This window comes from Streptomyces sp. NPDC054796, assembly GCF_053611545.1.
Genome location: NZ_JBSHAO010000017.1, coordinates 20,443 through 43,488, shown reverse-complemented (window position 1 = coordinate 43,488; position 23,046 = coordinate 20,443). Strand labels below are relative to the sequence as shown.

At 67.5% G+C, this 23,046-nt stretch carries 29 protein-coding genes; 25 read left to right on the top strand and 4 right to left on the bottom strand.

Annotated elements, in window-relative coordinates; translation table 11 throughout:
* Positions 1–38: 38 nt before the first annotated feature.
* Together fusA and tuf are read left to right on the top strand one after the other, a co-directional pair.
* Positions 39–2,162 (top strand): elongation factor G, encoded by a 2,124-nt coding sequence (gene fusA, locus ACWGJ2_RS16565; protein ID WP_453346801.1) that lies wholly within the window; start codon positions 39–41, stop codon positions 2,160–2,162.
* Positions 2,163–2,377: 215 nt separating this feature from the next.
* On the top strand, positions 2,378–3,571 hold the full coding sequence (tuf, locus tag ACWGJ2_RS16560; protein WP_453346800.1) for an elongation factor Tu: 1,194 nt from the start codon (positions 2,378–2,380) through the stop codon (positions 3,569–3,571).
* Between the two features lie 542 nt (positions 3,572–4,113).
* On the opposite strand, the gene ACWGJ2_RS16555 is transcribed toward tuf, so the two are convergent.
* The 4 genes from ACWGJ2_RS16555 to ACWGJ2_RS16540 all read right to left on the bottom strand — a co-directional run bounded on the left by ACWGJ2_RS16555 (position 4,114) and on the right by ACWGJ2_RS16540 (position 10,282).
* On the bottom strand, positions 4,114–4,353 hold the full coding sequence (locus tag ACWGJ2_RS16555) for a hypothetical protein (protein WP_453346799.1): 240 nt from the start codon (positions 4,351–4,353) through the stop codon (positions 4,114–4,116).
* 242 nt (positions 4,354–4,595) lie between these two features.
* Positions 4,596–5,042 (bottom strand): SMI1/KNR4 family protein, encoded by a 447-nt coding sequence (locus ACWGJ2_RS16550; RefSeq protein ID WP_453346798.1) that lies wholly within the window; start codon positions 5,040–5,042, stop codon positions 4,596–4,598.
* Between the two features lie 24 nt (positions 5,043–5,066).
* Positions 5,067–9,590 (bottom strand): putative T7SS-secreted protein, encoded by a 4,524-nt coding sequence (locus ACWGJ2_RS16545; protein WP_453346797.1) that lies wholly within the window; start codon positions 9,588–9,590, stop codon positions 5,067–5,069.
* Entirely contained in the window at positions 9,590–10,282 is a 693-nt protein-coding gene (locus ACWGJ2_RS16540; RefSeq protein ID WP_453346796.1) for a hypothetical protein, read from the bottom strand. Before ACWGJ2_RS16540 ends, ACWGJ2_RS16545 begins: the two co-directional genes overlap by 1 nt.
* Before the next feature lie 682 nt (positions 10,283–10,964).
* Between ACWGJ2_RS16540 and rpsJ the strand changes: the two genes are divergently transcribed.
* The 23 genes from rpsJ (at position 10,965) to ACWGJ2_RS16425 (ending at position 22,863) form a co-directional block, all read left to right on the top strand.
* Positions 10,965–11,273, top strand: a complete 309-nt coding sequence (rpsJ, locus tag ACWGJ2_RS16535; RefSeq protein ID WP_159481494.1) for a 30S ribosomal protein S10 — start codon at positions 10,965–10,967, stop codon at positions 11,271–11,273.
* Between the two features lie 14 nt (positions 11,274–11,287).
* Positions 11,288–11,932 (top strand): 50S ribosomal protein L3, encoded by a 645-nt coding sequence (gene rplC / locus ACWGJ2_RS16530; RefSeq protein ID WP_453346795.1) that lies wholly within the window; start codon positions 11,288–11,290, stop codon positions 11,930–11,932.
* 8 nt (positions 11,933–11,940) lie between these two features.
* Positions 11,941–12,597 (top strand): 50S ribosomal protein L4, encoded by a 657-nt coding sequence (gene rplD, locus ACWGJ2_RS16525; protein WP_453346794.1) that lies wholly within the window; start codon positions 11,941–11,943, stop codon positions 12,595–12,597.
* Positions 12,597–12,929 carry a 50S ribosomal protein L23 gene (rplW, locus tag ACWGJ2_RS16520; protein WP_453346793.1) on the top strand — a complete coding sequence of 111 codons (333 nt, stop codon included), beginning with the start codon at positions 12,597–12,599 and terminating at the stop codon, positions 12,927–12,929. Before rplD ends, rplW begins: the two co-directional genes overlap by 1 nt.
* 40 nt (positions 12,930–12,969) lie before the next feature.
* Positions 12,970–13,806 (top strand): 50S ribosomal protein L2, encoded by an 837-nt coding sequence (gene rplB / locus ACWGJ2_RS16515; protein ID WP_453346792.1) that lies wholly within the window; start codon positions 12,970–12,972, stop codon positions 13,804–13,806.
* Positions 13,807–13,821: 15 nt separating this feature from the next.
* Positions 13,822–14,103, top strand: a complete 282-nt coding sequence (gene rpsS / locus ACWGJ2_RS16510; protein ID WP_453346791.1) for a 30S ribosomal protein S19 — start codon at positions 13,822–13,824, stop codon at positions 14,101–14,103.
* Positions 14,104–14,145: 42 nt separating this feature from the next.
* On the top strand, positions 14,146–14,493 hold the full coding sequence (gene rplV, locus ACWGJ2_RS16505) for a 50S ribosomal protein L22 (protein ID WP_453346891.1): 348 nt from the start codon (positions 14,146–14,148) through the stop codon (positions 14,491–14,493).
* Positions 14,493–15,320, top strand: coding sequence for a 30S ribosomal protein S3 (gene rpsC / locus ACWGJ2_RS16500; RefSeq protein WP_453346790.1), 828 nt, complete (start codon positions 14,493–14,495; stop codon positions 15,318–15,320). The genes rplV and rpsC overlap by 1 nt, the downstream gene beginning before the upstream one ends.
* A 5-nt stretch (positions 15,321–15,325) precedes the next feature.
* Complete coding sequence (gene rplP, locus ACWGJ2_RS16495; RefSeq protein WP_453346789.1) at positions 15,326–15,745, top strand: 50S ribosomal protein L16; 420 nt, start codon at positions 15,326–15,328, stop codon at positions 15,743–15,745.
* Positions 15,745–15,969: a 50S ribosomal protein L29 gene (rpmC, locus tag ACWGJ2_RS16490; protein ID WP_345748018.1), complete on the top strand. Its 225-nt coding sequence runs from the start codon at positions 15,745–15,747 to the stop codon at positions 15,967–15,969. Before rplP ends, rpmC begins: the two co-directional genes overlap by 1 nt.
* On the top strand, positions 15,969–16,277 hold the full coding sequence (gene rpsQ, locus ACWGJ2_RS16485; protein ID WP_453346788.1) for a 30S ribosomal protein S17: 309 nt from the start codon (positions 15,969–15,971) through the stop codon (positions 16,275–16,277). Before rpmC ends, rpsQ begins: the two co-directional genes overlap by 1 nt.
* Positions 16,278–16,395: 118 nt before the next feature.
* Positions 16,396–16,764: a 50S ribosomal protein L14 gene (gene rplN, locus ACWGJ2_RS16480; RefSeq protein ID WP_016473418.1), complete on the top strand. Its 369-nt coding sequence runs from the start codon at positions 16,396–16,398 to the stop codon at positions 16,762–16,764.
* 2 nt (positions 16,765–16,766) lie between these two features.
* Positions 16,767–17,090: a 50S ribosomal protein L24 gene (gene rplX, locus ACWGJ2_RS16475; RefSeq protein ID WP_453346787.1), complete on the top strand. Its 324-nt coding sequence runs from the start codon at positions 16,767–16,769 to the stop codon at positions 17,088–17,090.
* The gene (rplE, locus tag ACWGJ2_RS16470; protein ID WP_453346786.1) at positions 17,090–17,650 is read left to right on the top strand and encodes a 50S ribosomal protein L5; all 561 of its coding nucleotides are present in this window, start codon (positions 17,090–17,092) and stop codon (positions 17,648–17,650) included. Before rplX ends, rplE begins: the two co-directional genes overlap by 1 nt.
* A 2-nt stretch (positions 17,651–17,652) precedes the next feature.
* Complete coding sequence (locus ACWGJ2_RS16465; RefSeq protein WP_208876095.1) at positions 17,653–17,838, top strand: type Z 30S ribosomal protein S14; 186 nt, start codon at positions 17,653–17,655, stop codon at positions 17,836–17,838.
* Between the two features lie 266 nt (positions 17,839–18,104).
* On the top strand, positions 18,105–18,503 hold the full coding sequence (rpsH, locus tag ACWGJ2_RS16460) for a 30S ribosomal protein S8 (RefSeq protein ID WP_453346785.1): 399 nt from the start codon (positions 18,105–18,107) through the stop codon (positions 18,501–18,503).
* Between the two features lie 23 nt (positions 18,504–18,526).
* Positions 18,527–19,066 carry a 50S ribosomal protein L6 gene (gene rplF / locus ACWGJ2_RS16455; RefSeq protein WP_453346784.1) on the top strand — a complete coding sequence of 180 codons (540 nt, stop codon included), beginning with the start codon at positions 18,527–18,529 and terminating at the stop codon, positions 19,064–19,066.
* Positions 19,067–19,068: 2 nt separating this feature from the next.
* Complete coding sequence (gene rplR, locus ACWGJ2_RS16450; RefSeq protein ID WP_453346783.1) at positions 19,069–19,452, top strand: 50S ribosomal protein L18; 384 nt, start codon at positions 19,069–19,071, stop codon at positions 19,450–19,452.
* Positions 19,453–19,496: 44 nt separating this feature from the next.
* Positions 19,497–20,099, top strand: a complete 603-nt coding sequence (gene rpsE, locus ACWGJ2_RS16445; protein WP_453346782.1) for a 30S ribosomal protein S5 — start codon at positions 19,497–19,499, stop codon at positions 20,097–20,099.
* Positions 20,099–20,281, top strand: coding sequence for a 50S ribosomal protein L30 (rpmD, locus tag ACWGJ2_RS16440; RefSeq protein WP_453346781.1), 183 nt, complete (start codon positions 20,099–20,101; stop codon positions 20,279–20,281). Before rpsE ends, rpmD begins: the two co-directional genes overlap by 1 nt.
* 1 nt (position 20,282) lies before the next feature.
* Positions 20,283–20,738 (top strand): 50S ribosomal protein L15, encoded by a 456-nt coding sequence (rplO, locus tag ACWGJ2_RS16435; protein ID WP_453346780.1) that lies wholly within the window; start codon positions 20,283–20,285, stop codon positions 20,736–20,738.
* Between the two features lie 161 nt (positions 20,739–20,899).
* Positions 20,900–22,213 (top strand): preprotein translocase subunit SecY, encoded by a 1,314-nt coding sequence (gene secY, locus ACWGJ2_RS16430; RefSeq protein ID WP_453346779.1) that lies wholly within the window; start codon positions 20,900–20,902, stop codon positions 22,211–22,213.
* Positions 22,213–22,863, top strand: coding sequence for an adenylate kinase (locus ACWGJ2_RS16425; protein WP_453346778.1), 651 nt, complete (start codon positions 22,213–22,215; stop codon positions 22,861–22,863). Before secY ends, ACWGJ2_RS16425 begins: the two co-directional genes overlap by 1 nt.
* The last annotated feature ends 183 nt before the right edge of the window (positions 22,864–23,046 follow it).

Genomic DNA, 23,046 nt, shown 5'->3' with positions numbered 1-23,046 from the left:
CGCAGACCCCATCGAGACCGAGAGAAGACTGAAGCCTTATGGCTACCACTTCACTTGACCTGGCCAAGGTCCGCAACATTGGGATCATGGCCCACATCGACGCGGGCAAGACGACGACCACCGAGCGGATCCTGTTCTACACCGGTGTCTCGTACAAGATCGGCGAGGTCCACGACGGCGCAGCCACGATGGACTGGATGGCGCAGGAGCAGGAGCGCGGCATCACGATCACGTCGGCCGCGACGACCTGTCACTGGCCGCTCGCGGGCGATGACTACACCATCAACATCATCGACACCCCGGGCCACGTCGACTTCACCGTCGAGGTGGAGCGTTCGCTCCGCGTGCTCGACGGTGCGGTGACGGTGTTCGACGGCGTTGCCGGTGTCGAGCCGCAGTCCGAGACGGTCTGGCGGCAGGCGGACCGCTACGGCGTGCCGCGTATCTGCTTCGTCAACAAGCTGGACCGTACCGGCGCGGAGTTCCACCGTTGCGTGGACATGATCGAGAACCGCCTCGGTGCGGTTCCGCTGGTCATGCAGCTCCCCATCGGTGCCGAGGCCGACTTCAAGGGCGTCGTGGACCTGGTCCAGATGAAGGCCCTGGTCTGGTCGGCCGAGGCCAAGCTGGGCGAGGCGTACGAGGTCGTCGACATCCCCGACACCCACGTCGAGGCCGCCGACGAGTGGCGCGGCAAGCTCCTCGAAGCCGTCGCGGAGAACGACGAGGAGATGATGGAGCTGTACCTCGAGGGCCAGGAGCCCACCGAGGAGCAGCTCATGGCGGCCATCCGCCGCATCACCCTCGCCTCCACGGGCGCCGAGGGCTCGACCACGGTCACGCCGGTGTTCTGCGGCACCGCGTTCAAGAACAAGGGCGTGCAGCCCCTGCTCGACGCGGTCGCCCGGTACCTGCCGTCGCCGCTGGACGTCGAGGCCATCGAGGGCCACTCGCCCAAGAACGCCGAAGAGGTTCTGAAGCGTCGTCCTTCCGAGGACGAGCCGATGTCCGCTCTCGCCTTCAAGATCGCGAGCGACCCCCACCTGGGCAAGCTCACCTTCATCCGCGTGTACTCGGGCCGCCTCACGGCGGGCACCCAGGTGCTCAACTCGGTGAAGGGCAAGAAGGAGCGCATCGGCAAGATCTACCGGATGCACGCGAACAAGCGTGAGGAGATCGAGTCGGTGGGTGCCGGTGACATCGTCGCCGTCATGGGTCTGAAGCAGACCACCACCGGTGAGACCCTCTCGGACGCGGGCAACCCGGTGATCCTGGAGTCCATGGAGTTCCCGGCCCCGGTGATCCAGGTCGCCATCGAGCCGAAGTCCAAGGGCGACCAGGAGAAGCTGGGCGTCGCGATTCAGCGGCTCGCCGAGGAGGACCCGTCCTTCCAGGTGAACACCGACGAGGAGACCGGCCAGACGATCATCGCGGGCATGGGCGAACTGCACCTCGACGTGCTGGTCGACCGCATGAAGCGCGAGTTCAAGGTCGAGGCCAACGTCGGCAAGCCGCAGGTTGCCTACCGCGAGTCGCTCCGCAAGAAGGTCGAGAAGGTCGACTACACCCACAAGAAGCAGACCGGTGGTTCCGGTCAGTTCGCGAAGGTGCAGATCGACGTCGAGCCTCTTGAGGGCGACGGCTACGAGTTCGAGAACAAGGTCACCGGTGGCCGCATCCCGCGGGAGTACATCCCGTCCGTGGACGCGGGCTGCCAGGAGGCCATGGAGTTCGGCGTGCTCGCGGGCTACCCGCTCACGGGTGTCAAGGTGACGCTGCTCGACGGCGCCTACCACGACGTCGACTCGTCGGAAATGGCCTTCAAGATCGCCGGTTCCATGGCGTTCAAGGAGGCCGCCCGCAAGGCCAGCCCGGCCCTGCTGGAGCCGATGATGAAGGTCGAGGTCACCACGCCCGAGGAGTACATGGGCGATGTGATCGGCGACATCAACTCGCGTCGTGGCCAGGTTCAGTCCATGGAGGACCGGAGCGGAGCGAAGCTCGTCACCGGTCTGGTTCCGCTGTCGGAGATGTTCGGCTACGTCGGAGACCTGCGCAGCAAGACCTCCGGCCGTGCCAACTACTCCATGCAGTTCGACTCCTACGCCGAGGTTCCGAAGAACGTCGCCGAGGAGATCATCGCGAAGGCCAAGGGCGAGTAACACCTCGTTGCGCACCCTTTAGGCTGGAGCAAAGGCATTCGGGGCGCTCCGCCGCGTACCGCACTCCGGTGCGTGCGTGGCGGGGCCCCGGCCGCCGGCCATCCAAGCGAACGGGTCAAGGGCGTCCCCCTCGGGGTCCTGGCCAGTTCTAAGAACCCCTGAACCCCTCCGCACGATGTGGAGGGTGTACAGCACCAGTCCACAGGAGGACCCCAGTGGCGAAGGCGAAGTTCGAGCGGACTAAGCCGCACGTCAACATCGGCACCATCGGTCACATCGACCACGGTAAGACGACCCTCACGGCCGCCATTACCAAGGTGCTGCACGACAAGTACCCGGACCTCAACGAGGCGTCGGCGTTCGAGAACATCGACAAGGCGCCCGAAGAGCGCCAGCGCGGTATCACGATCTCCATCGCTCACGTCGAGTACCAGACGGAGAACCGTCACTACGCGCACGTTGACTGCCCGGGTCACGCGGACTACATCAAGAACATGATCACCGGTGCCGCTCAGATGGACGGCGCCATCCTCGTGGTCGCCGCCACCGACGGCCCGATGCCGCAGACCAAGGAGCACGTGCTCCTGGCCCGCCAGGTCGGCGTTCCGTACATCGTGGTCGCCCTGAACAAGGCCGACATGGTGGACGACGAGGAGATCATGGAGCTCGTCGAGCTCGAGGTCCGTGAGCTGCTCTCCGAGTACGAGTTCCCGGGCGACGACGTCCCGGTCGTCAAGGTCTCCGCGCTGAAGGCGCTGGAGGGCGACGCCGAGTGGGCCAACTCGATCGTCGAGCTGATGGACGCCGTCGACGGCGCCATCCCCTCGCCGGAGCGTGACACCGACAAGCCGTTCCTCATGCCGATCGAGGACGTCTTCACGATCACCGGTCGCGGTACGGTCGTCACCGGCCGTATCGAGCGTGGTGTCCTCAAGGTCAACGAGACCGTGGACATCATCGGCATCAAGGAGAACAAGACCACCACCACGGTCACGGGCATCGAGATGTTCCGTAAGCTCCTTGACGAGGGCCAGGCCGGTGAGAACGTCGGTCTGCTGCTCCGCGGCATCAAGCGCGAGGACGTCGAGCGCGGCCAGGTCATCATCAAGCCGGGCTCGGTCACCCCGCACACGGAGTTCGAGGCGCAGGCGTACATCCTGTCGAAGGACGAGGGTGGCCGCCACACCCCGTTCTTCAACAACTACCGCCCGCAGTTCTACTTCCGCACCACGGACGTGACCGGCGTCGTGACCCTCCCCGAGGGCACCGAGATGGTCATGCCGGGCGACAACACCGAGATGAGCGTTCAGCTCATCCAGCCGGTCGCCATGGAGGAGGGCCTCAAGTTCGCCATCCGTGAGGGTGGCCGCACCGTGGGCGCCGGCCAGGTCACCAAGATCGTCAAGTGACCCCCCACGCCTCTGGGCGCTGACAGCTCCGGCTGTCCCGTGAGGGCCCGCACGGCTTTGCGCCGTGCGGGCCCTTCGCGTGTGTGGGGGCTCAGCTATGAGGCGGCAAGGATCTTGCGTTTTTCCGCTTCGTACGTCTCGACTGCGCCGGGGACACGGTCGTAGTAGTCCTCCCAGAACCCGGGGCGGCTCCATGGGCCCGGACGCAGAGCGAATGATCCAGTGTCGCCTCGAAAAAAGCGCCAGGTGGGCGGAAGATCCGAAGACGTCACTTCGAAGATTCTGCTGTCAAAGATTGCTGGCTCTTCCCCTTCGGTGAACTCGATGCGGAAAAGGGAGTCTCTGCCCTGGGGGGCAAAAATTTCGAGCACTACATACTCTTTTCCGTCCCTGAGGGGATGGATCCCATACAGAGCCGCAGGTTCTTCCGTTCTCGATTTTACAAATCGGACGCGCACGCGCATCACCTTTTGTTGATGACGACCTTGTAGCCGTAGTGAGGCCTGTTTCGTTACGGCGTGGCCCTGGCCCAGGGTGCGGTGTCACTCCTGGGGATGCGGGATCCCGGGCCGTGAGGTGAATTCCCATGCCAGGGCGTGCAGGAGCTGGCTCTGCTCCCGTGGCTGGAACGGTGTGAGGCTCGCGTAGACGTGTGGCCGCACCTCAAGGCGGTGCGGGATCCGCCGCAGCGGCGAGTGCTTCCCTCCCACCGCGCCGGGGTCGTAGGCGAACAGCTCGCAGATCCAGCTCTTCTCCGGGTTCGTCTCGGGAAGAACCGGCATCAGGACGTACCGGGCTTCTTGAAGGGCCTCGGTGTCGATGCGCTTTCCGTTACGGCTGAACCCTTTGCTTCTGGCCTCCGCGATCAATGCGCGCAGGCGGTCGGGGCCCACCCAGCGAAGCGTTTCCGGGACCTGCCATCCGAACGGGGATGTGACGCGGCCTCGCCCTGGTGTGAGCGCGGTCCTGAGCGCGCTAAAGGGGCTCCTCAGGGGTCTCTCCTTTGCTCCCGGCTAGGTAGGGGTCATCCGAGTGCTTGGGCAGAGAGGAATTCCAGGAAGTCGGCCGCCGCCAGTTGTGTGCTGCCGTCCTCGTGGTCCAGAAAGATCACCTCGTCACCGCACTCGCCCTTTACCGAGTGGAAGCCCCACCAGTCACCGGTGCCTACGGGAGCGACGGCGATGAAACCAGTTGCGTTGATCTCCCGATTGCTGGTGACCAAGTCATCTTCCGTGCCATCGTGACTCAGGACCGGCAGGAGATCAACGAAAAGAAACTGACCGCCGCCGTGGCGACGCATGAATTCTGTATATTTGCGCGGCAGTGTAGACCCCAGCTCCTCCTGTACCCTCGCGATGTCTTCGTCGGAAGCCGTCCAGGAGTCGAAAGGGTGGAGTTCTGGAGGGCGGCCGGGTGGGGCGTGCTTCTGCTGAGCAGCCCGAAGTTTCTCCTCAAACTCTTCGAATTCCATATATACCCCTATGGTGAGCGGGGATTAGCTCGGCCAATTGTCGTACCACAGATCTGGCCCGTAATGGCCCCATCCTTGTTGTTGTGAACGGTACCACCAGTGAAGCCGGGTGTCTTCGGCGCGCATTTCCGGGGTAACTCCCTGATTCCAGAGATTGCGATGCAGGTCGGTTCCAGGGCCACGGTGCACGTTCTGGTCCAGTTCATGAATGGGGGAGCCCGGCATCTGGTCGGCGTGATGGATTTCGAGGCGGTCTCCGAGGTGGCGCGGGCGGAGTCCGTAGGCGCCACGACCGATGTCCCCGAGCGTCCACGGCCCCACGGTGCGGGCGGGCGGGTCGGTAGGTCCGTACCCCGTTCCCTCTTCTGGACAGGGGCCGGGAGCCAGCCCGAGAGGATCCGACCACGTGGACGGATTGCGTACGTAGGTTCCCGGATTCGGTGCCGCCTCCAGCCCCAGCGGATCCGGAGAAAGATACCGTGCCGTTTCTGGGTCGTAGTGGCGGAAGTAGTTGTAGTGGAGGCCCGTTTCAGGGTCGTGGTATTGGCCAGGGAAGCGGAGAGGGGTGTAGGTGGAGGCGTCGGTGTTCCACGTCGTGGTGCCCCAGAGGGTGGAGCGGGTGCGCCAGGCGATGGTGCCCCGTTCGTCGACCAGTTCCGTCGGAGTGCCCACCAGGTCGGTGACGATCGCGTAGAAGCGGGCGTCTATTTCGCGCTGGGTGGCCTCGTCGGTGAGGCGTTCCGTCTGGGTGAGCGGGGTGAAGCCCTGGTGGTCCCAGGTGAGGGTGACGGGGTGGGGGAGGGCAGGGGCGTGGGTGGTCTGTTCGACGAGGGTGGGGCCGTCCCAGGTGAAGTCGACGCTTTCCGTCACGGAGCGCTTCGCGACGCGGCGGCCCAGGGGGTCGTACGCGTAGTGCCAGACGGTGCCGTCGGGCGTGGTCACGGAGGTGAGGCGGTCCTCCGCGTCCCAGGCGTAGCGCCAGGTGTCCGGCTTCTTCGAGAGGCGGGCCTTCTGGCGGAGGGTGATGCGCCCGGCGCCGTCGTGCTCGTAGCGGACCCGGCCCGCCGACGTGATCGCCGTGCCCGCGTACGTACGGGGCCCTGTCGCCTCCGGCGCGGCGTGGTCAGCGGGCCAGGACGCGTCGGTCTGGTTGCCCGCCTCGTCGTAGGCGTACCGCTCCGTCCAGCCCCGTGCGCGCACCGCCGTCACGCGGCCGACCGCGTCCAGGTCGAAGGTGCTGCGCCCCGCGAGGAGGTCGTCCACGGCCGTGAGGTAGCCGTCGGGGCGGTAGGTGTACGCGCGGTGCTGGACCGGGTCCGTGTCCGGAGCCGTCAGTGACTGGGAGGTCAGCAGGCCCGACGGGTCCCACGTCTGGGTGAGGGTGAGGCCCTCGGGGCCGATGCGGCGCTCCGTCTCGCGGCCCAGCGCGTCGTTGGCGAAGTCCAGGGTGTGGCCCGAGGCCGTCAGCGAGGTGCGGTTGCCCGCCGCGTCGTACGTGCTGGTGGAGACGGCTCCCGTCGGGGTGACACGGCGGACGCGGCGGCCCAGCGCGTCGTACGTGTGGGTGAGGGCGCGGCCGTTGACCAGCTCTGTTCTGACGCGGCCCAGCTTGTCGCGCTGGTAGCGGATCGAGGCATCCGGGCCGGTCGCTTCCATGAGGCGGCCCGCCGGATCGTAGGCGTACGTGGTGACCGCGCCCGCCGCGTCCTTGCGCGCGATGCGGCCCAGCGCGTCCCGCTCGTACGCGATCTCCTCGCCGAACGGGGTCGTACGGCGCACCAGCGCGCCCGCCGCGTCCAGCTCGTAGCGCTGCTCGCGGCCGTCGAAGTCGCGCTCGGCGACGAGGCGGCCCGCCGGGTCGTAGGTGTAGGACCAGGTCAGGCCCTGTGGGTTCCGCACCTCCGTCAGCCGCAGCTCGGTGTCGTACGCGAACTCGTGCCGGACGCCGTCCGGGCCCGTGCGGGCTGTCACGGCGTCGAAGTGGGTGTACTCGTACGTCGTCGCGCCGCCCGCCGCGTCGACGTGGCGCGTGCAGTTGCCCTCGCCGTCCCACTCCCAGCGCTCCGTCGCGCCGTCCGGCGTGGTGCGGCGCAGCAGCTTGCCCTCGATGGTCCAGGACAGCTCCGTGACCGCGCCCAGCGGGTCCGTGACGCGGACGGGGCGGCCGAAGGCGTCGCGCGCGTAGCGGGTGACCGCGCCCAGCGGGTCGGTGATCTCGACGGGGAGGCCCGCCGCGTCGCACCGCACGCGCGTCACCGCGCCGAGCGCGTCGGTCACCGTCGCGAGGTGGCCGCGGCCGTCGTACGTGTAGTGGGTGGTGTGGCCCGCGGGGTCCGTGAGGGAGGTGCGGTTGCCGCGCTCGTCCCACTCCTGGCGCCAGACGGCGCCGTCCGGGTCCGTGACGACGGTGGGGAGGCCCAGACGGTTCCGGACGACGGACGTCGCCGTGCCGTCGGCGCGTGTCACCCCGGCCAGGCGGCCCGCCTCGTCGTACGCGAACGTCGTCGTCCCGCCCCGTGCGTCGGTGTGGGAGAGGGGGCGGTTGTGCGCGTCCCGCTCCGTGGCGGTGCGGTGGCCCAGCGGGTCGATCTCGCCGGACTCCAGGCCGTGCCCGTCGAAGAGGGTCCGCGTCGCGTGCCCGGAGGCGGTCGTCAGCGTGGTGACCCGGTGACCGCTCGCCGCGTCGGTGCCGTCGTAGTCGACGCGGACCTGCATATGGCCCTCGGTGCCGCCCTCGGCGATGCAGCGGTGCAGGTTGTCGTAGACGTAGTCGTAGCGGCGGCCGTTGGTGTCGGTCCAGGCGATGACGCGGCGCTCGTCGTCGTACTCGAAGCGCAGGGGGCGCCCGGAGGAGTTGGTGACGGCGGTCAGGTCGCCGTCGGTGTAGGCGTAGGACAGGACCCGCTGGACGGTGCCGTCGGGCTGTACGAGGCCGAGCGCCGTGACGCGGCCGTCCTCGGTCGTCAGCGTCACCTCGTAGCCGCCGCTGTGGACCAGCCGCGCGGGCGCGCCCGTGGCCGGGGCGTACTCGAAGGTGATGGCGGCGCCGTTGCGGTCGGTGAGCTGCTCGATCCGGGCCGTGCCGTCCCCGGGCGCGACGCTCCCGGCCGCGCCGCCCCCGTACGAGGTGTCCTCCGGGGGCGCGAAGTGCCGCGTCCACCCCGTGTCGGGGTCCGTGAGCGTGTAGCCGCCGTCCGGGGTGCGCTCCAGCGGCATGCGGGCCGCGCCCGCCGACGGCAGGGTGGGGACGCCGGGCGCCGGGTGCGGGTACGACAGCAGGCGGCCGTCCTCCGCGACGAGGACGACGCCCTCCGCGTCGATCTCCAGCCGCTGGTCGACCGTCGAGGACCAGGACGGGCCGAACCAGCGCCCCAGCCGGTAGCCGGACTCCACGCGGCGGGTGAAGACGAGCGGCAGGGCCCCGGCGAGTGCCAGATCGGTCTGGGGCAGATACATGCGCCCCGTGGACAGATCGATGGGGTCGGAGTTCTTGGACGGGGTCTCCTCGGTCTTCCGCGCCGACTGCGCGGGACCCTTCTCCTGGAGCGCGCCGCGCCCCTCCGACGCCTCCTTCGCGAGCTTCCCAGCCCGCCCCGCCTTCGTCGCCATCCCGAGGCCCTTTGTGCCCAGCAGCTCGGGGAAGAGGCGGCCCAGGCCCTCGGCGCCGTCCTTCTGGAAGGTGTCCCACATCTGCTTGCCGGTGCCGACGGGATCGTTGGCGACGCGGGCGATGCCGGTGACTGTGGAGTTGAGGCGGGTGGCGTACTCGGCGGGGTGCGTGACGTTGTACGGGTCCAGCGGGTTGATGCCGCGCACGAAGTTGTTGAGGCCCGCGGTGCCCTTGACGATGCCCCCGGCGAGATGGGTGGCGTCGAGCTGCATGCCGGTGAGGCCGTCGCCGGCCTGGTCCGCGTAGTCGGGCTTGGGCGGGGCCGCGTCACGGGCGGCCTGTACGGCGCTGCGCGCGCGGGCCGCCGCCGCGTCGCGCTGGGCGCGGGCCTCGTCGAGCTGCTCCGCTCCCTCCTTCTTCTTGCCGTCCTTGTACTTGGCGATGGCCTCGCGGGCCTGGCCCTGGGCCCACTCCACCGTGTGCGCGAAGTCCTCCAGCGCTCCGGCGGCCTTCTCGCAGGCGTCAGCGGCCTTGATCCACTTGGCCGGTTCCAGCCCGACCTTCTCCCAGAAGGCGTCCGCTGCCTTGCCCCTCAGCGTCCCCTCGTGCAGGCCGCCCAGGCCCTTGGCGACGTCGTCGAACGCGGACTTGAAGTCCGTGAGGTGGCCAGCGGTCGCGCGCAGCTTGCCGGGGCTGCCGTAGACCAGCTTCGTGGGGTCGTCGCTCTGGTCCAGTTGCAGCTCGGCCACCTCGGCGCCGAGCCTGTTCGCCGCCGAGCGCGACGTGCCCCGCACCCAGTCGGCGCCGCCCTCCCAGCCCGCCTCGTCGAGCCGGTCGGCGCCCCAGTTGCCGATGCCCTCGATGTTGTCGCCCGCGTCCTCGACAAGCTCCTCGCCCTTGTCCTCGATGGAGTCGGGTACGAAGTCACGCCACCCCATCAGCCCTCGCCCCCTTGTTCCCCGGCGTGTCTCCCGGCAGCCCGTTCCTCGGGGGAGGGGCCGAACCACTCGTCCCGCTGCTCCTCGACCTGCTCGTCGCTGACGCCGGACATCTCCTGGGCGAGATCCGTGTACATGCCGCCGCGCCCCGTGGAGGTGACCTCCCTTGCGGTGTCCTTCCAGTCCTGGCCGATGTCGTCGCCCGCACGCTCGAAGGACTCGGCGCTGTAGTCCGGCGCGTCGGGCGTCATGATGTCGCCCCAGCCCTGCTCGGCGACGTCCTCCTCGCTCGCGTGCGGGTTGCCGGTGTAGGAGGCCGAGTTCAGCGCGATCTTGAACGTCCCCGCCGCGTACCGGTCCTCCTCGTAGGCCATGCCAGCGGCCAGCCCGAGGCGCTGCGCCAGGCCGTTCGCGTTCTGGACCAGGGCGCGCACGCCCCACTCCCACCTCTCGCAGAAGTCCTCGAAGTCCCCCGCCAGGCCCGGGTGCCCCGCCTCCATGTGCGTGAGGGACAGCTCTTCGAAGCCCGCGCCCTGGACCGAGGAGGTCGCTGAGCTGCCGGACTCCTTCAGCTCCCCGATGGCCTTCTTGAGCCCCTTCTCGATCAGATCGAGGGACTCCTTGTTCCAGTTGACGTCGCCCTGGCCGCCGCCCCGGCCGCCCCCGCGGCCCTCGCCGTCTCCGGCCCCCATCGCGCGCGCCTCCCCCCGCCCGGTTTCTGCCTGCCTCCGGCCCGTCCAAGGAGTCACGCTAGGCAAGTACGTGCGACACCGCGCAAGGGTGTTCCCGGCACGATGTCACCACCCGCCCGCGCTCGCCCCGCGCCGTAACGTCCGTCACACCCGCACCCCGCGCCCGTACCCGAAAAGCGGTCGGCCGTATCTCTCTGTCACGGCATCGAGGGCTTGCGGAGCCAGGGGGGAGTCTGGTAATGCTGCGCGACTGGAACGCCGTCGGGCCACCACAGGGTCGCTGCCGGGCTCCGGAGGGGCCGACGAGGCCCGTGGCCGCCGGTCAACCCGGGCGTGACGCCGGTTGGCGTGACCCAAACGCACTGTGGCACACTGTCCAGGTTGCTCGGTTGAGTGCCGATGCTGTGCGCCTCCCGCCGGGAGGACCGGAAGCGAGTCCCAGCGTATTCGTCGTCCCTTATCAGGGACGGAAATACGGGAATCTTCCGGGAAGCGCAGGAGGGGCTTCCAGCCAGGGCACCCGGTGGGTCATACCGCCTCTTCCTCCCCAGGAAAACCTCATTCGGAGAAATTCGAGTAGGGGCACGACACGCCCGACCGCGTGGGTCGGCCCGACGGGGTGAGGGGGGCACGGGATCCACGGGGTCCAGAGCGTTACGAGAGACAGGACTACGAAGTAGCCATGGCGGGACAGAAGATCCGCATCCGGCTCAAGGCCTACGACCACGAGGTCATCGACACCTCGGCGAAGAAGATCGTCGAGACGGTGACCCGCACTGGTGCGTCGGTCGCGGGCCCGGTGCCGCTGCCCACTGAGAAGAACGTGTACTGCGTCATCAAGTCGCCGCACAAGTACAAGGACGCGCGCGAGCACTTCGAGATGCGTACCCACAAGCGCCTGATCGACATCCTCGACCCGACGCCGAAGACCGTTGACTCGCTGATGCGCCTGGACCTTCCGGCCGGCGTCGACATCGAGATCAAGCTCTGAGGGGTGCGCTGAAGATGGCTAAGCAGATCAAGGGCGTCCTGGGCGAGAAGCTCGGCATGACCCAGGTCTGGGACGACAACAACCGCGTTGTCCCCGTGACCGTAGTCAAGGCCGGACCCAATGTCGTCACCCAGGTCCGCACCGCAGACAAGGACGGCTACGAGGCCGTTCAGATCGCCTTCGGCGAGATCGACCCGCGCAAGGTGAACAAGCCCCTCAAGGGCCACTTCGCCAAGGCCGACGTCACCCCGCGCCGCCACCTGGTGGAGCTGCGCACCTCCGACGCCAGCGAGTACACGCTCGGCCAGGAAGTCAGCGCCGACACCTTCGAGGCAGGCGGCAAGGTCGACGTCACCGGAAAGTCCAAGGGCAAGGGCTTCGCAGGTGGCATGAAGCGGCACGGCTTCCACGGCGGCAAGGCATCGCACGGTGCCCACCGCGTGCACCGCAAGCCGGGCGCCATCGGTGGCTGCGCCACCCCGGGCCGCGTCTTCAAGGGCACCCGCATGGCTGGCCGTATGGGCAATGAGCGGGTCACCACCCAGAACCTGACCGTCCATGCCGTTGACGCGGAGAAGGGCCTGCTGCTCATCAAGGGCGCAGTCCCCGGTCCGAACGGCGGCCTCGTCCTGGTCCGTACCGCGGCCAAGGGGGCCTGAGGTAACCGATGAGCACCATTGACATCCTTTCGCCGGCAGGCGACAAGGCCGGGACCGTCGAGCTCCCCTCGGAGATCTTCGACGTGCAGGTCAGCGTTCCGCTGATCCACCAGGTCGTTGTCGCGCAGCTGGCCGCTGCCCGTCAGGGCACGCACAAGACCAAGACTCGCGGCGAGGTCCGCGGCGGTGGCAAGAAGCCGTACCGCCAGAAGGGCACCGGCCGCGCCCGTCAGGGTTCGGTCCGCGCTCCGCAGTTCGCCGGCGGTGGCGTCGTCCACGGCCCGCAGCCGCGTGACTACTCGCAGCGGACCCCGAAGAAGATGAAGGCCGCCGCACTGCGCGGTGCCCTCTCGGACCGGGCCCGTCACGACCGAGTCCACGTCGTCTCCGGCGTGGTCGAGGGCGAGGTCTCCACGAAGGCGGCGAAGACGCTGCTGGGCAAGATCAGCGAGCGCAAGCACGTGCTGCTGGTCGCCGAGCGCGCCGACGAGGCCGCGTGGCTCTCCGCCCGCAACCTGCCCCAGGTGCACATCCTGGAGCCGGGGCAGCTCAACACGTACGACGTGCTCGTCTCCGACGACGTGGTCTTCACGAAGGCCGCCTTCGAGTCCTTCGTGACCGGCCCGAAGCAGGCCGGGGCTGAGCTCGAAGGGAGCGACGCCTGATGAGCGAGCAGACTGTCGCCGAGGTCACCAGCAAGACGTTCACGGACCCCCGTGACCTTCTGATCAAGCCGGTGGTCTCGGAGAAGAGCTACGCGCTGCTGGACGAGAACAAGTACACGTTCATCGTCGATCCGCGCGCGAACAAGACCCAGATCAAGCAGGCCGTCGAGGCGGTCTTCTCGGTCAAGGTCACCGGGGTCAACACGATCAACCGGCAGGGCAAGCGCAAGCGCACCCGCACCGGTTACGGGAAGCGCGCCGACTCGAAGCGCGCCATCGTGACCCTCGCTGAGGGCGACCGTATCGACATCTTCGGCGGCCCCGTCTCCTAACGGAGACAGGAGCCGTCCGATATCGGACGAGGACTGAGAAATGGGTATCCGCAAGTACAAGCCGACGACTCCGGGCCGTCGTGGCTCCAGCGTCGCCGACTTCGTCGAGGTCACGCGGTCCACGCCGGAGAAGTCGCTGGTCCGCCCGCTGCACAGCAAGGGCGGCCGTAACAACGCCGGTCGTGTGACCGCTCGCCACCAGGGTGGTGGGCACAAGCGCGCCTACCGCGTGATCGACTTCCGTCGGCACGACAAGGACGGCGTGCCGGCGAAGGTCGCGCACATCGAGTACGACCCCAACCGCACCGCGCGCATCGCGCTCCTGCACTACGCCGACGGCGAGAAGCGCTACATCCTCGCGCCGCGCGGCATCGAGCAGGGCCACCGGATCGAGAACGGCCAGGGCGCCGACATCAAGCCGGGGAACAACCTGCCGCTGCGCTACATCCCGGTCGGTACGACCATCCACGCCATCGAGCTGCGGCCCGGCGGCGGCGCGAAGTTCGCCCGCTCCGCCGGTGCGTCCGTGCAGCTCCTGGCCAAGGAGGGCCGCATGGCCCACCTGCGCATGCCGTCCGGTGAGATCCGCCTGGTCGACGTCCGCTGCCGCGCCACTGTCGGCGAGGTCGGCAACGCCGAGCAGTCGAACATCAACTGGGGCAAGGCCGGCCGCATGCGCTGGAAGGGCGTCCGCCCGACCGTTCGCGGTGTCGTGATGAACCCGATCGACCACCCGCACGGTGGTGGTGAGGGTCGTACCTCTGGTGGCCGTCACCCGGTGTCGCCGTGGGGCCAGAAGGAAGGCCGTACGCGCTCGCCGAAGAAGGCCAGCAACAAGTACATCGTCCGCCGCCGCAAGACGAACAAGAAGCGCTAGGAGGCGGGGTTTTCGATGCCGCGCAGTCTCAAGAAGGGGCCCTTCGTAGACGCCCACCTCATGAAGAAGGTGGAAGCGCAGAACGAAGCGGGCACCAAGAACGTCATCAAGACCTGGTCTCGCCGCTCGATGATCGTCCCGGCGATGCTGGGCCACACGATCGCGGTGCACGACGGCCGTAAGCACGTCCCGGTGTTCATCACCGAGTCGATGGTCGGCCACAAGCTCGGCGAGTTTGCGCCGACCCGCACCTTCCGCGGCCACGTCAAGGACGACCGCAAGTCGCGTCGTCGTTGATGGGCGGGGTGTGAAGACATGACTGACACCGAAGGGACAACCATGGAAGCCAGGGCCCAGGCGCGCTACGTGCGTGTCACGCCCATGAAGGCCCGCCGGGTGGTGGACCTCGTCCGTGGCATGGCTGCCACGGAGGCTCAGGCGGTCCTGCGTTTCGCCCCGCAGGCCGCGAGCGTGCCGGTGGGCAAGGTGCTGGACAGCGCCATCGCCAACGCCGCGCACAACTACGACCACACGGACGCCGACAGCCTCTACATCTCCGAGGCGTACGTCGACGAGGGCCCGACCCTGAAGCGGTTCCGGCCGCGCGCCCAGGGCCGCGCCTACCGGATCCGCAAGCGGACGAGCCACATCACCGTGGTCGTGAGCAGCAAGGAAGGAACCCGGTAATGGGCCAGAAGGTAAACCCGCACGGGTTCCGGCTCGGCATCACCACCGACTTCAAGTCGCGGTGGTACGCCGACAAGCTGTACAAGGACTACGTCAAGGAAGACGTCGCGATCCGCAAGATGCTCACGCAGGGCATGGAGCGGGCCGGCATCTCCAAGGTGGAGATCGAGCGCACGCGTGACCGCGTCCGCGTCGACGTCCACACCGCCCGGCCGGGCATCGTCATCGGCCGCCGCGGCGCGGAGGCCGACCGTCTCCGGGGCAACCTGGAGAAGCTGACCGGCAAGCAGATCCAGTTCAACATCCTCGAGGTCAAGAACCCCGAGACGGACGCGCAGCTCGTGGCCCAGGCGGTCGCCGAGCAGCTCTCCTCCCGTGTCTCGTTCCGTCGCGCCATGCGCAAGAGCATGCAGACGGCGATGAAGGCCGGGGCCAAGGGCATCAAGATCCAGTGCGGCGGCCGTCTCGGCGGCGCCGAGATGTCTCGCTCGGAGTTCTACCGCGAGGGCCGTGTGCCCCTGCACACGCTCCGCGCGAACGTCGACTACGGCTTCTTCGAGGCCAAGACCACCTTCGGCCGCATCGGCGTGAAGGTCTGGATCTACAAGGGCGACGTCAAGAACATCGCTGAGGTCCGCGCCGAGAACGCCGCGGCGCGTGCGGGCAACCGCCCGTCGCGCGGTGGCGGCAACGACCGCCCCCGTCGTGGTGGCGAGCGTGGCGGTCGCGGCCGCAAGCCGCAGCAGCAGAATGCCGCCGCCGCCGAGGCCCCCAAGGCCGACGCGGCTGCCGCTCCGGCTGCTGAGAGCACCGGAACGGAGGCCTGACCACAATGCTGATCCCTCGCAGGGTCAAGCACCGCAAGCAGCACCACCCGAAGCGCAAGGGCATGGCCAAGGGTGGCACCGAAGTTGCTTTCGGTGAGTACGGCATCCAGGCCGTCACCGCCGCTTACGTGACGAACAGGCAGATCGAGGCAGCTCGTATCTCCATGACCCGTCACATCAAGCGCGGCGGCAAGGTCTGGATCAACATTTACCCGGACCGCCCGCTGACCAAGAAGCCCGCCGAGACCCGCATGGGTTCCGGTAAGGGTTCGCCGGAGTGGTGGATCGCGAACGTCAAGCCCGGTCGGGTGATGTTCGAGCTGTCCTACCCGAACGAGAAGATTGCCAAGGAGGCGCTGACCCGCGCCGCCCACAAGCTTCCGATGAAGTGCCGGATCGTTCGGCGCGAGGCAGGTGAGTCGTGATGGCGGCCGGAACCAAGGCGTCCGAGCTGCGCGAGCTGGGCAACGAGGAGCTTGTCGGCAAGCTCCGCGAGTCCAAGGAGGAGCTGTTCAATCTCCGCTTCCAGGCGGCGACCGGACAGCTTGAGAACCACGGCCGTCTCAAGGCCGTGCGCAAGGACATCGCCCGGATCTACACCCTGATGCGTGAGCGCGAGCTGGGCATCGAGACGGTGGAGAGCGCCTGATGAGCGAGACGAATGTGACTACTGCAAACAACAGCGGCTCCGCCGCGGAGACGCAGACGCGCGGCTTCCGCAAGACCCGCGAGGGTCTGGTCGTCAGCGACAAGATGGACAAGACCGTCGTCGTCGCCGTCGAGGACCGCGTCAAGCACGCGCTGTACGGCAAGGTCATCCGCCGTACGAACAAGCTCAAGGCGCACGACGAGCAGAACGCCGCTGGCGTCGGCGACCGCGTCCTCCTCATGGAGACCCGGCCGCTGTCCGCGACCAAGCGCTGGCGCATCGTCGAGATCCTCGAGAAGGCCAAGTAATTCTCCGAGGCCCCAGAAAAGTACATGGGGGCCCCTCGGAGTTCGTTCCGCCAGGCTCCCGGGGCCGGCTCGCTGAGAGCCGGCCCCGGGGGAACCGGCAGACACACAGGAGATAGACGTGATCCAGCAGGAGTCTCGGCTTCGCGTCGCCGACAACACGGGTGCGAAGGAAATTCTCACCATCCGTGTGCTCGGCGGCTCGGGCCGGCGCTACGCGGGCATCGGTGACGTCATTGTCGCTACCGTCAAGGACGCGATCCCGGGCGGGAACGTGAAGAAGGGCGACATCGTCAAGGCTGTCATCGTGCGCACCGTGAAGGAGCGCCGCCGCCCCGACGGCTCGTACATCCGCTTCGACGAGAACGCGGCCGTCATCCTCAAGAACGATGGCGACCCCCGCGGCACCCGTATCTTCGGCCCGGTGGGCCGTGAGCTGCGCGAGAAGAAGTTCATGAAGATCATCTCCCTCGCGCCGGAGGTGCTGTGACCATGAAGATCAAGAAGGGCGACCTGGTTCAGGTCATCACCGGCAAGGACAAGGGCAAGCAGGGCAAGGTCATCGCGGCCTTCCCCCGCGAGGACCGCGTCCTGGTCGAGGGTGTCAACCGGGTCAAGAAGCACACCAAGGCCGGCCAGACCGCTCGTGGTTCGAAGACCGGCGGCATCGTGACGACCGAGGCCCCCGTTCACGTGAGCAACGTTCAGCTCGTCGTGGAGAAGGACGGCTCGAAGGTCGTGACCCGCGTCGGTTACCGCTTCGACGAGGACGGCAACAAGATCCGCGTTGCCAAGCGGACCGGTGAGGACATCTGATGACTGCCACCACTGAAGCCCCGCGCCTCAAGCAGCGCTACCGCTCCGAGATCCAGGGCAAGTTGCAGGAAGAGTTCTCGTACGAGAACGTCATGCAGATCCCTGGCCTGACCAAGATCGTGGTCAACATGGGTGTGGGCGACGCCGCCCGCGACTCCAAGCTGATCGAGGGTGCCATCAAGGACCTCACCACGATCACCGGCCAGAAGCCCGCCGTGACCAAGGCCCGTAAGTCCATCGCGCAGTTCAAGCTGCGTGAGGGCCAGCCGATCGGTTGCCACGTGACGCTTCGCGGCGACCGCATGTGGGAGTTCCTCGACCGCCTGCTGTCGCTCGCGCTGCCGCGCATCCGCGACTTCCGCGGTCTGTCGCCGAAGCAGTTCGACGGCAGGGGCAACTACACCTTCGGTCTCACGGAGCAGGTCATGTTCCACGAGATCGACCAGGACAAGATCGACCGGGTCCGGGGCATGGACATCACCGTGGTCACGACGGCGTCCAACGACGACGAGGGCCGGTCCCTCCTTCGTCACCTCGGCTTCCCGTTCAAGGAGAACTGATCATGGCGAAGAAGGCTCTGATCTCCAAGGCCAGCCGGAAGCCGAAGTTCGCGGTGCGTGGCTACACGCGCTGCCAGCGCTGCGGCCGTCCGCACTCTGTCTACCGCAAGTTCGGCCTGTGCCGCGTGTGCCTTCGTGAGATGGCTCACCGTGGCGAGCTGCCGGGCGTGACCAAGAGCTCCTGGTAACCCTCCGCACCACGTCCGCCGACCGGTGAACCGCCCCTGAGCGGGAGCCGGATGGCGGCAGGAGGGCCAGCCAGGACTCTCGGTAAGAGCATCAAGGACGGCGCGGAGCCCGATCCCGCATGGCTTAGCCTTGTGGGGTTGGGCGCCCGCCGCCCATGACCGTCTTACTACGCCGTAGGTCCCCGCACCCCACCCGTCCCGTCCTCGCACGGGGAGAGGGAGGGCGCATACAGGAAACCCCGGCGAGAGAGGCCGAAGGCCATCACATGACCATGACCGATCCGATCGCAGACATGCTGACGCGTCTGCGAAACGCGAACTCGGCGTACCACGACACCGTCGTGATGCCTCACAGCAAGATCAAGTCGCACATCGCGGAGATCCTCCAGCAGGAGGGCTACATCACCGGCTGGAAGACCGAGGACGCCCAGGTGGGCAAGAGCCTCGTTCTGGAGCTGAAGTTCGGCCCGAACCGCGAGCGCTCGATCGCAGGCATCAAGCGGATCTCGAAGCCGGGTCTGCGGGTCTACGCAAAGTCCACCAACCTGCCGAAGGTGCTCGGCGGCCTGGGCGTGGCGATCATCTCCACGTCGCACGGTCTCCTCACCGACAAGCAGGCGCAGAAGAAGGGCGTGGGTGGGGAAGTCCTCGCCTACGTCTGGTAACGGAAGGGAACGGAGGCAAAGCAATGTCGCGAATCGGCAAGCTCCCCATCCAGGTTCCCGCCGGTGTGGACGTCACCCTCGATGGCCAGACGGTCAACGTGAAGGGCCCCAAGGGCGCCCTCTCGGTCACCGTTTCCGCGCCCATCGAGATCGCCAAGGGCGAGGACGGCGAGATCGTCGTCACCCGGCCCAACGACGAGAGCCGGAACAAGGCCCTGCACGGCCTGTCCCGCACGCTGGTGGCGAACATGATCACTGGCGTGACCGCGGGATTCAGCAAGGACCTCGAAATCAGCGGTGTGGGTTACCGCGTCCAGGCCAAGGGCTCCAACCTGGAGTTCTCGCTGGGCTACAGCCACCCGATCCTGATTGAGGCGCCGGAAGGCATCTCCTTCAAGGTCGAGTCGCCGACCAAGTTCTCGGTCGAGGGCATCGACAAGCAGCAGGTCGGCGAGGTCGCCGCGAACATCCGCAAGCTGCGGAAGCCCGACCCGTACAAGGCCAAGGGCGTCAAGTACGCGGGCGAGACCATCCGCCGCAAGGTCGGAAAGGCTGGTAAGTAGCCATGGCATACGGCGTGAAGATCGCTAAGGGCGACGCCTACAAGCGCGCCGCCGCCAAGCGCCGTCACATCCGCATCCGCAAGAAGGTCTCGGGCACGCCCGAGCGCCCTCGCCTGGTCGTGACGCGCACGAACCGCGGTATCACCGCTCAGGTCATCGACGACGTCGCGGGCCACACGCTGGCCTCGGCCTCGCACCTGGACAGCTCTGTCCGCGGTGGCGAGTCCGGCAAGGGCGAGCAGGCCAAGCAGGTCGGCGCGCTGGTCGCCGAGCGTGCGAAGGCCGCGGGTGTCGAGGCCGTCGTGTTCGACCGCGGTGGCAACAAGTACGCAGGGCGGATTGCCGCTCTGGCTGACGCCGCCCGCGAGGCCGGGCTCAAGTTCTGAGCCAGGTTCCGAGCTAGCGGACGTAAACGAGAGAGGTAATTCCAATGGCTGGACCCCAGCGCCGCGGTGGCGGCGCCGGTGGCGGCGAGCGGCGGGACCGTAAGGGCCGGGACGGCGGCGCCGCCGCCGAGAAGACCGCGTACGTCGAGCGCGTCGTCGCGATCAACCGCGTCGCCAAGGTAGTGAAGGGTGGTCGTCGCTTCAGCTTCACCGCGCTGGTCGTGGTGGGCGACGGTGACGGCACCGTGGGTGTCGGTTACGGCAAGGCCAAGGAGGTGCCGGCCGCCATCGCCAAGGGCGTTGAGGAGGCCAAGAAGCACTTCTTCAAGGTCCCCCGTATCCAGGGCACGATTCCCCACCCGATCCAGGGTGAGGAAGCCGCGGGCGTCGTGCTGCTCAAGCCGGCTTCGCCCGGTACCGGTGTGATCGCCGGTGGCCCGGTGCGTGCCGTGCTGGAGTGCGCGGGCATCCACGACGTGCTGAGCAAGTCGCTCGGCTCGTCGAACCCGATCAACATCGTGCACGCCACGGTGGGTGCTCTTCGCGGGCTTCAGCGCCCCGAGGAGATCGCCGCCCGTCGCGGTCTGCCGCTCGAGGACGTTGCACCCGCCGCTCTGCTGCGGGCGCGTGCCGGGGTGAGTGCGTAATGGCTCGCCTGAAGATCACGCAGTCGCGTTCCGTCATCGGGACCAAGCAGAACCACAGGGACACGCTGCGGACCCTCGGTCTGAAGCGCGTCAACGACGTGGCCGTGCGTGAGGACAGCCCCGTGGTCCGGGGTCAGCTGCACACCGTGCGGCACCTCATCACGGTCGAGGAGGTCGACTGAGATGGCGGAGAACAACCCGCTGAAGGTCCACAACCTCCGGCCGGCTCCTGGCGCCAAGACCGCCAAGACCCGTGTGGGTCGTGGTGAGGCGTCCAAGGGCAAGACCGCTGGTCGTGGCACCAAGGGCACCAAGGCCCGCTACCAGGTGCCGGAGCGCTTCGAGGGCGGGCAGATGCCGCTGCACATGCGGCTGCCCAAGCTCAAGGGCTTCCGGAACCCCGCCCACAAGCACTTCCAGGTGGTGAACCTGGAGAAGCTGGCCGCGCTCTACCCCGAGGGTGGCGAGGTCACGGTGGCCGATCTGGTCGCCAAGGGCGCTGTTCGCAAGAACGAGCTCGTGAAGGTGCTCGGCACCGGCGAGATCTCCGTCGCGTTGCAGGTGACCGTCGACAAGGTCTCCGGCTCCGCGCAGGAGAAGATCACCGCAGCCGGTGGCACCGTCACCGAACTTGTCTGAGTTCGTTGACTGACAGGCCGGGGATGTCCCAACGGGGCATCCCCGGTCAGTCGTTCCACGGCGGGCACGGTCGCCGGTAAGGTGGCGTGCACTGTTGATATCTGTCGATCCTCAAGACCGTCACCTCTCGCGTAGCGAACGCGGGGGGCGCAGGAGGCACCGTGCTCACCGCGTTCGCCCGGGCGTTTCAGACGCCCGACCTGCGCAAGAAGCTGCTCTTCACGCTGGCCATCATGGTGCTCTTCCGGCTCGGGGCACACATTCCGGTTCCAGGCGTCAGCTTTGAGAACGTCAACCAGTGCATGAAGGAGGCCTCAGGAAGCCAGGGGCTCTTCGGGCTGGTCAATATGTTCAGCGGTGGTGCGCTGTTGCAGTTGACCATCTTCGCGCTCGGCATCATGCCGTACATCACGGCGAGCATCATCCTTCAGCTGCTCGTCGTGGTCATCCCGCGTCTCGAAGCCCTCAAGAAGGAGGGCCAGGCGGGCCAGGGGAAGATCACGCAGTACACGCGTTATCTCACCGTGGCGCTGTCCGTCCTCCAGGCGACCGGCCTGGTGGCGACGGCACGCAGCGGCTCCCTCTTCCCCCAGTGCCAGGTGCGCGACCAGATCATTCCCGATCAGTCCATCTTCACGACCATCACCATGGTCATCACGATGACGGCCGGTACGGCGCTCATCATGTGGCTCGGTGAACTGGTCACCGACAAGGGCATCGGCAACGGCATGTCGATCCTCATGTTCACCTCGATCGCCGCGGGCTTCCCCGGCGCTCTGTGGGCCATCAAGAAGCAGGGCAAGCTGGCGGACGGCTGGATCGAGTTCGGCGCCGTCATCGTCTGCGGTCTCGCCATGGTGGCGCTCGTCGTCTTCGTCGAGCAGGCACAGCGCAGGATTCCCGTGCAGTACGCGAAGCGCATGATCGGCCGCCGCAGCTACGGTGGTACGTCCACCTACATCCCGCTGAAGGTCAATCAGGCGGGTGTGATTCCCGTCATCTTCGCGTCGTCGCTGCTCTACATTCCGGCACTGATCGTTCAGTTCAGCGGATCCCAGGCGGGCTGGGCCGAGTGGATTCAGGCCCACTTCGTCAAGGGCGACCACCCGATCTACATCGCCACGTATTTCCTGCTGATTGTCTTCTTCGCCTTCTTCTACGTCGCCATCTCCTTCAACCCCGAAGAAGTTGCCGACAACATGAAGAAGTATGGTGGCTTCATCCCGGGTATCCGGGCAGGTCGTCCCACGGCGGAGTACCTGAGCTACGTGCTGAACCGCATCACGTGGCCGGGGTCGCTCTATCTGGGTCTGATCGCACTGGTTCCGACGGTCGCGCTGATCATGTTCAACGCTCAGCAGGACTTCCCGTTCGGCGGGACGAGCATCCTGATCATCGTGGGTGTCGGGCTTGAGACCGTGAAGCAGATCGAGAGCCAGCTTCAGCAGCGCCATTACGAAGGGTTCCTCCGCTGATGCGTATCGTCCTCGTCGGACCGCCTGGCGCGGGTAAGGGAACGCAGGCGGCGTTCCTGGCCAAGAACCTGTCGATCCCGCACATCTCGACGGGCGACCTCTTCCGCGCCAACATCAGCCAGGGCACCCCGCTCGGGCAGCAGGCGCAGGAGTACATGCGGGCCGGTCAGCTCGTACCGGACGAGGTCACCATAGGGATGGCGCGCGACCGCATGGAGGAGCCGGACGCCGAGGACGGCTTCCTGCTCGACGGCTTCCCGCGCAACATCGCCCAGGCCGAGGCGCTCGACGCGCTTCTGGAGGAGAAGGGCACAAAGCTCGACGCCGTTCTCGACCTGGAGGTCCCCGAGGACGAGGTCGTGAAGCGGATCGCCGGACGGCGCATCTGCCGCAGCGACAGCAGCCACGTCTTCCACGTCGAGTACAGCCCTCCGAAGAAGGACGGCGTGTGCGACGCGTGCGGCGGCGAGCTGTATCAGCGTGACGACGACCGCGAGGAGACGGTGCGCAAGCGCCTCGCGGTCTACCACAGCGAGACCGAGCCGATCATCGACCACTACAAGGCGCAGGATCTGGTCACCACGATCTCCGCGCTGGGCAAGGTCGGCGAGGTGACGGAGCGCGCCATGCGCGCTCTGGGACGGGACTGAGACGGCGGCCCTCCGGGGCCGCGCGGTCCGTCCGGCCACGGTCGCGGTGCCCTTCGGGGTGCCGCGGCCGTATCGTGTAAGGGGCACGTCCGTGCGCGGGTGCGCGCGGGGGAGTGCCAGGGCCAGGCCGTCGCGCGGCAGCGGCGCCGGGGCCCGGAAGTCGACGTAGTCAGTCCCAGAAAG

Coding starts and splice junctions, on each gene's coding strand:
- fusA (WP_453346801.1), top strand. CDS start 39: ATGGCTACCACTTCACTTGACCTGGCCAAGGTCCGCAACATTGGGATC.
- ACWGJ2_RS16555 (WP_453346799.1), bottom strand. CDS start 4,353: ATGCCGGTTCTTCCCGAGACGAACCCGGAGAAGAGCTGGATCTGCGAG.
- ACWGJ2_RS16550 (WP_453346798.1), bottom strand. CDS start 5,042: ATGGAATTCGAAGAGTTTGAGGAGAAACTTCGGGCTGCTCAGCAGAAG.
- ACWGJ2_RS16545 (WP_453346797.1), bottom strand. CDS start 9,590: ATGGGGTGGCGTGACTTCGTACCCGACTCCATCGAGGACAAGGGCGAG.
- ACWGJ2_RS16540 (WP_453346796.1), bottom strand. CDS start 10,282: ATGGGGGCCGGAGACGGCGAGGGCCGCGGGGGCGGCCGGGGCGGCGGC.
- rpsJ (WP_159481494.1), top strand. CDS start 10,965: ATGGCGGGACAGAAGATCCGCATCCGGCTCAAGGCCTACGACCACGAG.
- rplC (WP_453346795.1), top strand. CDS start 11,288: ATGGCTAAGCAGATCAAGGGCGTCCTGGGCGAGAAGCTCGGCATGACC.
- rplD (WP_453346794.1), top strand. CDS start 11,941: ATGAGCACCATTGACATCCTTTCGCCGGCAGGCGACAAGGCCGGGACC.
- rplW (WP_453346793.1), top strand. CDS start 12,597: ATGAGCGAGCAGACTGTCGCCGAGGTCACCAGCAAGACGTTCACGGAC.
- rplB (WP_453346792.1), top strand. CDS start 12,970: ATGGGTATCCGCAAGTACAAGCCGACGACTCCGGGCCGTCGTGGCTCC.
- rpsS (WP_453346791.1), top strand. CDS start 13,822: ATGCCGCGCAGTCTCAAGAAGGGGCCCTTCGTAGACGCCCACCTCATG.
- rplV (WP_453346891.1), top strand. CDS start 14,146: ATGGAAGCCAGGGCCCAGGCGCGCTACGTGCGTGTCACGCCCATGAAG.
- rpsC (WP_453346790.1), top strand. CDS start 14,493: ATGGGCCAGAAGGTAAACCCGCACGGGTTCCGGCTCGGCATCACCACC.
- rplP (WP_453346789.1), top strand. CDS start 15,326: ATGCTGATCCCTCGCAGGGTCAAGCACCGCAAGCAGCACCACCCGAAG.
- rpmC (WP_345748018.1), top strand. CDS start 15,745: ATGGCGGCCGGAACCAAGGCGTCCGAGCTGCGCGAGCTGGGCAACGAG.
- rpsQ (WP_453346788.1), top strand. CDS start 15,969: ATGAGCGAGACGAATGTGACTACTGCAAACAACAGCGGCTCCGCCGCG.
- rplX (WP_453346787.1), top strand. CDS start 16,767: ATGAAGATCAAGAAGGGCGACCTGGTTCAGGTCATCACCGGCAAGGAC.
- rplE (WP_453346786.1), top strand. CDS start 17,090: ATGACTGCCACCACTGAAGCCCCGCGCCTCAAGCAGCGCTACCGCTCC.
- ACWGJ2_RS16465 (WP_208876095.1), top strand. CDS start 17,653: ATGGCGAAGAAGGCTCTGATCTCCAAGGCCAGCCGGAAGCCGAAGTTC.
- rpsH (WP_453346785.1), top strand. CDS start 18,105: ATGACCATGACCGATCCGATCGCAGACATGCTGACGCGTCTGCGAAAC.
- rplF (WP_453346784.1), top strand. CDS start 18,527: ATGTCGCGAATCGGCAAGCTCCCCATCCAGGTTCCCGCCGGTGTGGAC.
- rplR (WP_453346783.1), top strand. CDS start 19,069: ATGGCATACGGCGTGAAGATCGCTAAGGGCGACGCCTACAAGCGCGCC.
- rpsE (WP_453346782.1), top strand. CDS start 19,497: ATGGCTGGACCCCAGCGCCGCGGTGGCGGCGCCGGTGGCGGCGAGCGG.
- rpmD (WP_453346781.1), top strand. CDS start 20,099: ATGGCTCGCCTGAAGATCACGCAGTCGCGTTCCGTCATCGGGACCAAG.
- rplO (WP_453346780.1), top strand. CDS start 20,283: ATGGCGGAGAACAACCCGCTGAAGGTCCACAACCTCCGGCCGGCTCCT.
- ACWGJ2_RS16425 (WP_453346778.1), top strand. CDS start 22,213: ATGCGTATCGTCCTCGTCGGACCGCCTGGCGCGGGTAAGGGAACGCAG.